The 12223-nt window shown below is 59.2% G+C and carries 11 protein-coding genes; 8 read left to right on the plus strand and 3 right to left on the minus strand.

All coding sequences use genetic code 11. The features are described 5' to 3' along the window. The first annotated feature begins 206 nt into the window (after positions 1-206). Positions 207-2075, plus strand: coding sequence for a low affinity potassium transporter Kup (kup, locus tag OXR61_RS22805; RefSeq protein WP_021508177.1), 1869 nt, complete (start codon positions 207-209; stop codon positions 2073-2075). Between the two features lie 11 nt (positions 2076-2086). On the opposite strand, the gene qseC is transcribed toward kup, so the two are convergent. After that, complete coding sequence (qseC, locus tag OXR61_RS22810) at positions 2087-3418, minus strand: quorum sensing histidine kinase QseC (protein ID WP_021508176.1); 1332 nt, start codon at positions 3416-3418, stop codon at positions 2087-2089. After that, entirely contained in the window at positions 3415-4077 is a 663-nt protein-coding gene (gene qseB, locus OXR61_RS22815) for a quorum sensing response regulator transcription factor QseB (protein ID WP_021508175.1), read from the minus strand. The genes qseC and qseB overlap by 4 nt, the downstream gene beginning before the upstream one ends. Positions 4078-4247: 170 nt before the next feature. On the opposite strand from qseB, the gene OXR61_RS22820 reads away from it, so the two are divergent. The 7 genes from OXR61_RS22820 to rbsR all read left to right on the plus strand — a co-directional run bounded on the left by OXR61_RS22820 (position 4248) and on the right by rbsR (position 10613). After that, positions 4248-4643, plus strand: coding sequence for a NirD/YgiW/YdeI family stress tolerance protein (locus OXR61_RS22820; RefSeq protein ID WP_021508174.1), 396 nt, complete (start codon positions 4248-4250; stop codon positions 4641-4643). A gap of 172 nt (positions 4644-4815) precedes the next feature. Then, positions 4816-5235 (plus strand): D-ribose pyranase, encoded by a 420-nt coding sequence (gene rbsD / locus OXR61_RS22825; RefSeq protein ID WP_021313542.1) that lies wholly within the window; start codon positions 4816-4818, stop codon positions 5233-5235. Between the two features lie 7 nt (positions 5236-5242). Continuing rightward, entirely contained in the window at positions 5243-6751 is a 1509-nt protein-coding gene (rbsA, locus tag OXR61_RS22830; RefSeq protein WP_031279830.1) for a ribose ABC transporter ATP-binding protein RbsA, read from the plus strand. After that, positions 6748-7719, plus strand: coding sequence for a ribose ABC transporter permease (rbsC, locus tag OXR61_RS22835; protein ID WP_021508172.1), 972 nt, complete (start codon positions 6748-6750; stop codon positions 7717-7719). Before rbsA ends, rbsC begins: the two co-directional genes overlap by 4 nt. 27 nt (positions 7720-7746) lie before the next feature. After that, entirely contained in the window at positions 7747-8622 is an 876-nt protein-coding gene (rbsB, locus tag OXR61_RS22840; protein ID WP_021508171.1) for a ribose ABC transporter substrate-binding protein RbsB, read from the plus strand. 64 nt (positions 8623-8686) lie between these two features. Further along, a complete protein-coding gene (rbsK, locus tag OXR61_RS22845) occupies positions 8687-9616 on the plus strand; it encodes a ribokinase (RefSeq protein ID WP_021508170.1) in 930 nt (309 codons plus the stop codon). A 13-nt stretch (positions 9617-9629) separates the two neighbouring features. Further along, positions 9630-10613: a ribose operon transcriptional repressor RbsR gene (gene rbsR, locus OXR61_RS22850; protein WP_021508169.1), complete on the plus strand. Its 984-nt coding sequence runs from the start codon at positions 9630-9632 to the stop codon at positions 10611-10613. Here rbsR and mdtD read toward each other — a convergent pair. Next, entirely contained in the window at positions 10610-12013 is a 1404-nt protein-coding gene (gene mdtD / locus OXR61_RS22855) for a multidrug transporter subunit MdtD (protein WP_021508168.1), read from the minus strand. The two genes, rbsR and mdtD, sit on opposite strands and share 4 nt — an antisense overlap. Positions 12014-12223 lie beyond the last annotated feature (210 nt).

Raw genomic sequence — 12223 nt, forward strand, 5'->3', positions numbered from 1 at the left:
CAGCTTTTTTGTTTCAGAAGGTTGAGGTGAGGCAAATCGCGGGTTTTCAGCGCATTTCGCGCCGATTTTCGGCGAAAAAACGCTGCACAGACGGCGTAATGCCAGACGGTAAAAGTAGGTTTTTTCGGGAATATGTGCATACTGTGCGCTTTTTGATGATCTGAGCGCCGGGCTGAGGCCTGCGCGGCTCCAACAAAAGACAACTTATGAGCTCGGATAAGAAACAGTCCCTTGGCGCAGTCACTCTGGCGGCGATCGGCGTGGTGTATGGCGATATCGGTACCAGCCCGCTCTATACCCTGCGCGAGTGTCTCTCTGGTCAGTTCGGCTTTGGCGTGGAACGCGAGGCGGTGTTTGGCTTTCTGTCGCTGATCTTCTGGCTGCTGATTCTGGTGGTTTCGCTTAAATACATCAGTTATGTGATGCGCGCCGACAACGCCGGTGAAGGCGGGATCCTGACGCTGATGTCACTGGCGGGCCGCAATACCGGCGCACGCGCCACGGCGATTCTGGTGATCATGGGGCTGATTGGCGGCAGCTTCTTCTACGGGGAAGTGGTGATCACGCCGGCGGTATCCGTGCTTTCGGCCATCGAAGGGCTGGAGATCGCCGCGCCGAGCCTCGATAGCTACATTGTGCCGCTGGCGATTGCGGTACTGACGCTGCTGTTTGTGATTCAGAAACACGGCACCGGTATTGTCGGTAAGCTGTTTGCGCCGGTGATGCTGCTGTGGTTCATCATTCTGGCGGTGCTGGGTGCGCGCAGTATCATCAATAATCCTGAGGTGCTGCATGCCATGAACCCGTACTGGGCGCTGCACTTCTTTATTCAGTACAAAACGGTATCGTTCTTCGCGCTGGGCGCGGTGGTGCTGGCGATCACCGGCGTTGAAGCGCTGTATGCCGATATGGGCCACTTTGGTAAGTTTCCGATTCGCCTGGCATGGTTTGTGGTGGTGCTGCCGTCGCTGGTGCTCAACTATTTCGGCCAGGGCGCGCTGCTGCTGGAGCATCCGGAGGCCATCAAAAACCCGTTCTTCCTGCTGGCGCCGGACTGGGCGCTGATTCCGATGCTGATTCTCGCGACGCTGGCCACGGTGATCGCCTCGCAGGCGGTGATCTCCGGCGTATTCTCGCTGACGCGCCAGGCGGTGCGTCTTGGCTATCTGCCGCCGATGCGCATCGTGCACACGTCCGAAGAGGAATCCGGCCAGATTTATATTCCGGTGATCAACTGGCTGCTCTATTTCTCTGTGGTGATTGTAATCGTCGGCTTTGAGCACTCCAGCAATCTGGCGGCCGCCTACGGGATTGCGGTGACCGGTACCATGGTGCTGACCGCCATTCTGTGTTCAACGGTGGCGATTCAGAACTGGCACTGGAATCGCTACCTGGTGGTGCTGATTCTCATCGCGATGCTGTGCATCGACGTTTCGCTGTTCTCCGCTAACCTGGTCAAAGTATTCTCCGGCGGCTGGCTGCCACTGACGCTGGCGCTGATGATGTTTATCGTGATGACCACGTGGAAGAGCGAGCGCTTCCGCCTGCTGCGTCGTATGCATGAGCATGGCAATTCGCTGGAGGCGATGATCGCCTCGCTGGAGAAATCGCCGCCGGTGCGCGTGCCGGGCACGGCGGTCTACATGTCGCGAGCGCTCAATGTCATCCCCTTTGCCATGCTGCATAACCTGAAGCACAACAAGGTGCTGCACGAGCGCGTGGTGCTGCTGACGCTGCGTACCGAAGATGCGCCTTATGTGCACAACGTGCGTCGCGTGACCATTGAGCAGCTGTCGCCCACCTTCTGGCGCGTGGTGGCAAGCTACGGCTGGCGCGAAACGCCGAACGTCGAGGAGATTTTCCACCGCTGCGGCCTCGAAGGGCTCAACTGCCGCATGATGGAAACCTCATTCTTTATGTCACACGAGTCGCTGATCATCGGCAAACGCCCGTGGTATCTGCGTCTGCGCGGCAAGCTGTTCCTTGCGCTGCAGCGCAACGCCCTGCGCGCGCCGGATCAGTTTGAAATTCCGCCTAACCGGGTAATCGAGCTCGGTACTCAGGTCGAAATCTGACGCATCGCGCGTCACCAGCTGAGGGTGACGCGCAGCCCCTGCGGCTGCACCGCGCTGAAGGTCAGCCGGATGCCGTGCAGCTGAGCCACATTTTTCACAATCGACAAGCCAAGCCCGCTGCCGGTTTGCGCCTGCCCCGGCGGTCGCCAGAAGCGTTCGCCCAGCCGCGCCAGCTGCTCTGCGCTAACGCCCGGTCCGTTATCCACCACCTCCAGCCTGCGCGCGCTGAGCCGCAGCTGAATCTCACTGCCGGACGGTGTGTAGCGCAGCGCGTTATCCAGCAGATTGCGCAGCAGTAAACCCAGCAGCAGTGGATGACCGTTCATCACCGGTTCCGCGTCAGCCGTCAGCGTCAGCCTGGTGTGCTGCGTTGCCGCCTGTGCCTGGTGTTCGGTCACCAGCTGGTGCAGCAACGGTGCGAGGGGGACCGGCTGAAATTCGCTGCGCAGATCGTCCGCTTCGACGCGCGACAGCGTCAGTAGCTGATCGACCAGCCGCGTGGCGCGCAGGATGCCGCTGTCGAGCTGCTGCAGCGCATGGTTACGCATCGCCTCGTCATCGCCGGCCAGCTGAATCACCTCACTCTGCACGCGCAGCGCTGCCAGCGGGCTGCGCAGCTCGTGCGCCGCATCGGAGGTAAACCGCCGCTCGCGCTGGACCAGCTGTGCCATGCGGGCAAACAGGCCATTCAGCGCCGCCACCAGCGGCTTCACCTCCAGCGGCAGGCGCTGCGGCGTCAGCGGGGTGGCATCATCCGGCGCGCGCTGCTGCAGCGATGCGGTCAGGCGTTTCAGCGGACGCAGCTCAAACCACACCAGTGCCAGCAGCAACAGCAGCATCAGTGGCATGGCTACCAGCCACGGCAGCAGGCTGCTCAGTGCCAGATCGCGCGTCATGTCATCACGATATTCCCACTCCTGTCCAACCACCACGCGCCACTGCTTATCGGCTGACGTCAGCCACAGCAGCCGCCAGCGATCGTCATCGCCGCGCAGGCGACCATCGTGGAAGCCGTCGCGATCCGCTGTAAACTGCAAATCGCGGCCGTTTTCGCCGTCGTTCAGCAGCGGTTTGCCGTCGGCGCTGAACACCGCAAAGGCCAGCGCGTCGTCATCCTGATCGCCGCGATGGTGGCGCAAAATCGCTTTGGTTTTTGGCAGCGAGGCGGCCTGCAGGCGACTGGCATCCAGCGCCAGCAGGCGTTTGGCGAACAGCATCTGCTGGGTATCAAACAGCTCATTAACGGTGTCGCGCGTCTGCTGCCATGCGCTAAAGGTGGCGCTGGCACCACACAGAATAATTAACAGCAGAAAGCCGATGGCCAGTCGCAGAAACAGACTCATTCTGCCGCTCCCAGCGTGTAGCCAATGCCGTGTACGGTGCGGATGAACTGACTGCCGAGCTTTTTACGCAGATGGTGGATGTGCACTTCGACCGCGTTACTGGAAACGTCGTCGTCCCAGCTGTACAGTTTCTCCTCCAGCTGTGCGCGCGTCAGTACGCGACCGGGATTGCGCAGGAACAGCTCCAGCAGCGCCAGCTCACGGCTTTTCAGGCTGAGCGGTTCGCCATCGACCATCACGCTGTGGCTGCCGGGAGCCATCACCAGCCTGCCGTGACGCAGCTCCGGCTGCAGCTGACCGTGACGGCGACGAATCAGCGCCTGCAGACGCGCGGCCACCTCCGTCAGCGCAAACGGCTTACACAGATAGTCGTCAGCACCGAGTTGCAGGCCCTGCACGCGCTGGTCCAGCGCATCGCGTGCGGTGAGGATCAGCACCGGGACATCCGCGCCCTGCTCACGCCACTGGCGCAGGATGTCCAGCCCGTCACGTTGCGGCAGCGACAGATCCAGCACCACGGCATCCCACGGTGCCGCGTTGAGCGCCTGAAATCCGGCTTCGCCACTGACAAACCAGTCGACGCTGAAACCCAGTTTGGTCAGGCCGACCTTCAGGCCATCGCCAATCAGCGTATCGTCTTCAATTAATAAAATGCGCATGCGTTTCTCCCGGTTACCTGGGGGTTTATACGAAGCAGATGCGCGCTTGTACAGCGTCATTCGCCCGTTTTGGCTTATTTTTCCCCTCTTTTTTTCCCTTAAGATCCTGTTAAGAACCCTGTGGTGAAATAGCTCCCGTAATCCGCACAGACATGGAAATGAGGTGAAAAATGAAAAAGAGTGCAGCGCTGTTAGCCATTATCGCCCTGGCGGCAACCCCGGTGTTAGCCGCCCAGCAGGGTGGCTTTGTCGACCCGAACGCGCCAGCCGCTCAGGCTAAAGCCGGCGGTTTTAAGGCCGATAACAGCAGTGTGGTGACGGTAAAACAGGCCGAAGAGATGAAGGATGACAGCTGGATCACCGTGCGCGGCCAGCTTGATAAGCAGATCGGCGATGAAGATTATCTGTTCCGCGACAGCAGCGGTAGCATGAAAGTGGAGATCGACCACAAACGCTGGAACGGCCAGACCATTACGCCGAAGGATCAGGTCGAGCTGACCGGCGAACTGGATAAGGATTTCAATTCGATTGAACTGGACGTTAAACAGGTGCGTAAACTGCCCTAACCTCCCCTGCGGAGCCACGTCGCGGGCTCCGCCATCCCGCCAAACTCAAATTTTCCCCGGCCCAGGCGAAACGTTTCGATGGCGATCACATTTCCGTGATGCCGTCATTGAGTTGCCATGTACATTTAATACACTGCCAGACAGCGAAACGTTTCGCTGTGGAGTGGAATAAATGAAAAAAGGTCGCCTGTTAAACGCTGAAGTCTCTCATGTGATTGCCCGCCTCGGGCATACCGATACGCTGACGATTGCCGATGCGGGCTTGCCGATCCCGGCCGGTCCACAGCGCATCGATCTGGCGCTGACGCCCGGTACGCCCGATTTTTTACAGGTGGTGGAGGTCATCACGCAGGAGATGCAGGTTGAGAGCGCCCTGATAGCGGAGGAGATCCAACAACACAATCCGCAACTCCACAGCCAGCTGATCGCCGTGCTCGAAGCCTTGCAACAGCACCAGGGGAATGTGATTAGCGTTCGTTACACCAGCCATGAACAGTTCAAACAACACACTCAGCGCAGTCAGGCGGTCATTCGCAGCGGAGAGTGCTCTCCGTATGCGAATGTCATCCTGAGCGCGGGCGTCACTTTCTGAGGCCGCTATGCAACCGTTATTGCAACTCAGGGGAATTGAAAAATCATTTCCCGGCGTGAAGGCGCTCAACGGCGCGTCGCTGGCGGTCTATCCCGGGCGCGTGATGGCGCTGGTCGGGGAAAACGGCGCAGGCAAATCCACCATGATGAAGGTGCTGACCGGCATCTACAGCATGGACGCCGGTTCGCTGCACTGGCTGGGCAAAGAAGTGACGTTCTCCGGGCCGAAAGCGTCTCAGGAAGCCGGCATCGGCATCATCCATCAGGAGCTGAACCTGATCCCGCAGCTGACCGTCGCGGAGAATATTTTCCTCGGCCGTGAATTCGTTAACCGCTTTGGCCGCATCGACTGGAAACAGATGTATGCCGCGGCGGATGCGCTGTTAAAGCGCCTCAATCTGCGCTTCAGCAGCCACAAGCTGGTGGGCGATCTGTCGATTGGCGACCAGCAAATGGTAGAGATTGCCAAAGTACTCAGCTTCGAGTCGCAGGTCATCATTATGGATGAACCGACCGATGCGCTGACCGATACCGAAACCCTGTCGCTGTTCCGCGTCATCAATGAGCTGAAAGCGCAGGGCTGCGGCATTGTTTATATCTCCCACCGCATGAAAGAGATCTTTGAGATTTGCGATGACGTCACCGTGTTCCGCGACGGCCAGTTTATTGCCGAGCGCGCGGTGGGCGATCTCAGCGAAGAGAGCCTGATCGAAATGATGGTTGGCCGCAAGCTTGAGGATCAGTATCCGCATCTCGATCAGACACCGGGCGAGGTGCGGCTGCGGGTCGAGCACGTTAGCGGACCGGGCGTAGAAGATGTCAGCTTTACCCTGCGTAAGGGCGAGATTCTGGGCATCTCCGGTCTGATGGGTGCGGGCCGCACCGAATTAATGAAGGTGCTGTACGGCGCGCTGCCGCGTACGCACGGCAAAGTGACGCTTAACGGCCGCGAGATTGTCACCCGCTCGCCGCAGGACGGCCTGGCCAACGGCATCGTCTATATCTCGGAAGACCGTAAGCGTGACGGACTGGTGCTCGGGATGTCGGTCAAAGAGAACATGTCGCTGACCGCGCTGCGCTACTTCAGCCGCGCCGATGGCGGCCTGAAGCACGCCGAAGAGCAGCTGGCGGTGGGCGATTTTATTCGCCTGTTCAATGTGAAAACGCCATCAATGATGCAGCCGATCGGTCTGCTGTCCGGCGGTAATCAGCAAAAAGTGGCGATTGCGCGTGGCCTGATGACGCGCCCGGATGTGCTGATCCTCGACGAGCCGACGCGCGGCGTCGATGTTGGGGCGAAAAAAGAGATCTATCAGTTAATTAACCAGTTTAAAGCCGAAGGGCTGAGCATCATCCTGGTGTCGTCGGAAATGCCGGAAGTGCTGGGCATGAGCGACCGCATTCTGGTGATGCATGAAGGCCATCTGAGTGGCGAATTTTCCCGTGAGCAGGCTACCCAGGAATCCCTGATGGCAGCGGCGGTCGGTAAGCAACACAGCGAGGAGTTAGTTGTATGAGTACCCAAACCTTACCTGCCAGCCGTCGCTGGTTCAGCAAAGCCTGGCTGCTGGAGCAGAAATCGCTGATCGCGTTGATTGTGCTGATCGCCGTGGTCGCCAGCCAGAGCCCGAACTTCTTCACGCTGCCCAACATGTTCAACATCCTGCAGCAGACATCGGTCAACGCCATCATGGCGGTGGGCATGACGCTGGTGATTCTGACCTCAGGCATCGATCTTTCGGTCGGCTCGCTGCTGGCGCTGACCGGCGCGGTAGCGGCATCGATTGTCGGGCTGGAAGTTAATGCGCTGGTGGCCGTGGCGGCATCGCTGGCGCTCGGCGCCTTTATTGGTGCCATTACCGGCGTGATTGTGGCGCGCGGCAAGGTGCAGGCGTTTATCGCTACGCTGGTGATGATGCTGCTACTGCGCGGCGTCACCATGGTTTACACCAACGGCAGTCCGATCAACACCGGCTTCAGCGATAACGCCGATCTGTTTGGCTGGTTCGGCATTGGTCGCCCGCTGGGCATTCCGACACCGGTATGGCTGATGGCGGTGGTGTTCGCGCTGGCGTGGTACATGCTGCATCACACCCGCCTCGGCCGCTACATCTATGCGCTGGGCGGTAACGAAGCGGCCACGCGCCTGTCCGGCATCAACGTTAACCGCGTTAAAGTCATCGTCTATTCGCTGTGCGGCCTGCTGGCGGCGCTGGCGGGCACCATCGAAGTGGCGCGTCTCTCTTCGGCGCAGCCGACGGCGGGCACCGGTTATGAACTGGATGCGATTGCTGCGGTGGTGCTGGGCGGGACCAGCCTCGCGGGCGGTAAAGGGCGCATTATGGGCACGCTGATTGGTGCGCTGATTCTCGGCTTCCTTAATAACGGCCTCAACCTGATGGGCGTATCGTCTTACTACCAGATGATTGTCAAAGCCGTCGTCATTCTGCTGGCGGTGCTGGTGGATAACAAAAGCAGTAAGTAACTCTGACCTTCACACAGGATTAAAGAAATGAAAAAGTTAACTGCATTGGCCGTCATCCTTGGCGCCACCCTCAGTGCTGGCGCGATGGCTAAGGATACGATTGCGCTGGTGGTCTCAACCCTGAATAACCCGTTCTTTGTGTCGCTGAAAGATGGCGCACAGAAAGAAGCCGATAAGCTGGGCTATAACCTGGTGGTGCTCGACTCGCAGAACAACCCGGCAAAAGAGCTGGCAAACGTGCAGGATCTCACTGTGCGCGGCACCAAACTGCTGCTGATCAACCCAACGGATTCTGACGCGGTCGGTAACGCCGTGAAAATGGCTAACCAGGCGAACATCCCGGTGATTACGCTGGACCGTATGGCGGCGCAGGGGAAAGTTGTCAGCCACGTGGCGTCTGATAACCGCTTCGGCGGCAAAATGGCCGGCGATTTCATCGCGAAGAAACTGGGCGACGGTGCGAAAATCATCGAGCTGCAGGGCATTGCCGGCACTTCCGCTGCCCGCGAGCGTGGTGAAGGCTTTAAGCAGGCCGCTGACGCGCACAAATTCAACGTGCTGGCCAGCCAGCCGGCTGACTTCGACCGTACTAAAGGTCTGAACGTGATGCAGAACCTGCTGCAGGCGCATCCGGACGTGCAGGCAGTCTTTGCCCAGAACGACGAAATGGCGCTGGGCGCGCTGCGTGCGCTGCAGACTGCAGGCAAAACCGACGTGCTGGTGGTGGGCTTTGACGGCACCGCGGACGGCGTGAAGGCGGTAGAATCCGGTAAACTCAGCGCGACCGTTGCACAGATGCCAGACAAGATTGGTATGATTGGCGTCGATACCGCAGATAAAGTTCTGAAGGGCGAAAAAGTGCAGGCGATCAACCCGGTTGACCTGAAACTGGTTACTAAATAAAACCCAAAGAAAAGCATGGCAACGCGCCACCCTCGCGGTGGCGCAACTTCCTGGATAACTCCCTATGAGCAAAAGCGCAAAACTGGCGGTACTCGGCAGCATCAACGCCGACCACATCCTCAACCTCGCCCATTTTCCCCGTCCGGGTGAAACGGTGATCGGGAAACAGTATCAGGTTGCCTTTGGCGGTAAAGGGGCCAACCAGGCCGTCGCGGCTGGCCGTGCCGGCGCTGACATTGCTTTTATTGCCTGCGTGGGTGCAGATGACATCGGCGAACGTATTCGCCAGCAGCTGCAGCAGGACCAGATTGATACCGCTCCGGTGGAAACCGTGGCGCAGGAAGCCACCGGCGTGGCGATGATCTTCGTGAATGGCGAAGGCGAAAATAACATTGGCATCTACTCAGGCGCGAACGCGGCGCTGACGCCAGCCTATGTGGAGCGCCACCAGCAGGTAATTCGTTCGGCCGATGCGCTGCTGATGCAGCTGGAGTCGCCGCTGGACAGCGTGCTGGCTGCGGCCCGCATCGCGCGCGCCAGTCACACTCAGGTGATCCTCAATCCGGCACCGGCGACCCAGCTCTCTGATGAGCTGCTGGCGCTGATCGACATCATTACGCCGAATGAAACCGAAGCGGAAATCCTCACCGGTATCGCCGTCAACGACGACGACGACGCGGCGCGGGCAGCTCAGGCGCTGCACGCCAAAGGCATCGATACCGTATTGATTACGCTGGGCCGGCGCGGCGTATGGCTCAGCGAGCAGGGCCAGGGACAGCGTATTCCCGGCTTCAGCGTGCAGGCGGTGGATACCATCGCTGCCGGTGATACCTTCAACGGTGCCTTCATTACCGCGCGGCTGGAAGGCGTGGCGATGCAGGATGCGGTCCGTTTTGCCCATGCGGCGGCAGCCATTGCCGTGACGCGCCCGGGCGCACAGCCCTCAGTGCCGTGGCGCACTGAGATTGACGCATTCCTGCAGCAACAGGGTTAAGCGCTTGGCTACCATGAAAGATGTCGCCCGTCTGGCGGGCGTCTCCACCTCCACCGTTTCGCACGTTATCAACAACAACCGTTTTGTTAGTGAACAGGTGCGCGACCGAGTGGAACAGGCGATTCGCGAATTAAACTACGCGCCGTCGGCGCTGGCGCGCAGCCTGAAGATCAAGCAAACGCGCACCATTGGCATGTTACTGACCGCCAGCAGCAACCCGTTCTACTCGGAGGTGGTGCGCGGTGTAGAGAACAGCTGCTATGAACGCGGCTACAGCCTGATTCTGTGCAATACCGAAGGCGATGAAGAGCGCATGAATCGCAGCCTTGAAACGCTGATGCAGAAGCGCGTGGATGGCCTGCTGATGATGTGCACGGAAACCCATCTGCCCTCCGCCGACATCCTTAATCGCTATCCTTCGGTGCCGATGGTGATGATGGACTGGGCGCCGTTTGAAGGGCGCGGCGATATTATTCAGGATAACGCGCTGCTGGGCGGCGAACTGGCTACGCAGTATCTGATTGATCGCGGTTACACCCGCATCGCCTGTATTGCCGGGCCGCTGGATAAAACCCCGGCGCGCCTGCGTCTGGACGGTTTTCATCAGGCGATGGCTGCCAGTGGGCTGGCGGTGCCGCCGGGCTATGTGGTGGACGGCGATTTCGAATTTCAGGGCGGTTTTAACGCCATGAATCAGCTGCTGGCGCTCGATCCGCCACCGCAGGCGGTGTTTACCAGCAACGATGCGATGGCGGTGGGCGTCTATCACGCCCTGTATCAGGCGGGACTGCGCGTGCCGCAGGATATGGCGGTGATGGGCTATGACAACATTGAGCTGGCGCGCTATCTGACGCCGCCGCTCAGTACCATTCATCAGCCGAAAGATGAGCTGGGCGAGCTGGCCATTGATACGCTGATTCATCGTATGAGCGATCCCGACGCCAGCCAGCAAACGCTGGTGCTGACGCCGGAGCTGGTGGAGCGCGGTTCGGTTTAACTGCTTTTACGCGTTTTCTCGCGGTTGGCGATCAGGTTACGGCCATCACCCGGCCGTAACATCAGAAACGCCAGCGCCGACAGCACGGTAATCACGCCCATGGTAAAGAAGGTGGCGTGGAACTGCTGCACCGTGGTGCTCTCAAAATCCTGGTAAAAGCGCAGCACGGCGGCGCTGACCGCCACGCCAAAACTGATCGACACCTGCTGCGTTACCGCCAGCACGCTATTGCCGCCGCTGGCGTTCTCATCATTCAAATCCGCCAGCGTGATGGTATTCATGGCGGTAAACTGGGTGGACATCGCCATGCCCAGTACAAACAGCGCCACCAGCAACATGATGATGCTTCCGTCCGGCGACTGCAGCGCGAAGCTGGCGACCAGCACGCCGATGATAACCGTAATGCCCACCAGCGTTTTACGATAGCCAAAGCGGCGCAGCACCTGAGTCACGGTGGATTTAGCCAGCAGCGAGCCAATCGCCGTAGGGCCCATCATGCAGCCGGCGATGATCGCCGGATAGCCAAATCCTACCTGTAACATCAGCGGCATCAGGAACGGAATACAGCCAGTACCGAGACGCGCGGCAATATTACCGATAATCCCGACGGAGAACGTGCGTGTCTTAAACATCGGCAGACTAATCAGCGGAGCCGGATGGCGGCGCGCATGCATAATATAGAGCAGCAGCAATACCACGCCGCTGACCAGCACCAGCACCGCCTGCCACGGCGATACGATACGCTCGCCAAACAGCTCAATACCGATGGAGATCAGCACCAGGCCAAAACCAAACAGCATAAAGCCGCCGAAATCGAAGCGGCGTTTTGGCGTGGTGAAGTCTGGCATATATTTGCGTGCATAGAAGATGCCGGCGATGCCGATAGGAATATTAATCAGGAAGATCCAGTGCCAGCTGGCGTAGGTGACCAGCAGACCGCCGAGCATAGGGCCAAGAATCGGTCCGACCAGGCCGGGCATGGTGACGAAGTTGAGTACCGGCAGCAGTTCGCTGCGCGGATAGGCGCGCAGCAGCGCCAGACGCGCTACCGGCATCATCATTGCTCCGCCAACGCCTTGCACCACGCGCGAAACCACCAGCATGCTCAGCGATCCGGACAGCGCACAGGCCAGTGACCCGAGCGTGAACAGGGAAACCGCCACAATAAACACCTTACGCGTGCCAAAGCGATCGGCCAGCCAGCCGCTGACCGGAATCAACATCGCGACCGTGAGCGTATAACTGATGACAGCGGACTGCATGGCGAGTGGGGAACGTTCAAGGCTAGTGGCAATGGCGGGAAGCGCGGTATTCAGGATGGTGGCGTCGAGAGCCTGCATAAAAAACGCCATGGCGGCGATCCAGGGCAGGCCGGCCATACTGCGCGCGGAGCGAATCATTGAAAATCCTTCTTGAAGAAAATCGGTCAGCAAAGAGCGTAAGTTAAACAGGATAGCATCGGTCGCTGCGACGATGGCGCTGATTTGTGCCGCCGGGAGAGCTGATTTGCCTGATTATTGGCCGGGAAATGTCTGTTTTTACCGCGTTCGTATAAAAAAGTAGCTTTCGGTCAATTTTTTTCAGGAAATGCTTGTCACTTCAGATTAACT

The sequence above is a fragment of the Pantoea sp. GM_Pan_4 genome, assembly GCF_026541005.1.
GTDB classification, from domain to species: Bacteria; Pseudomonadota; Gammaproteobacteria; order Enterobacterales; family Enterobacteriaceae; genus Pantoea; species Pantoea dispersa.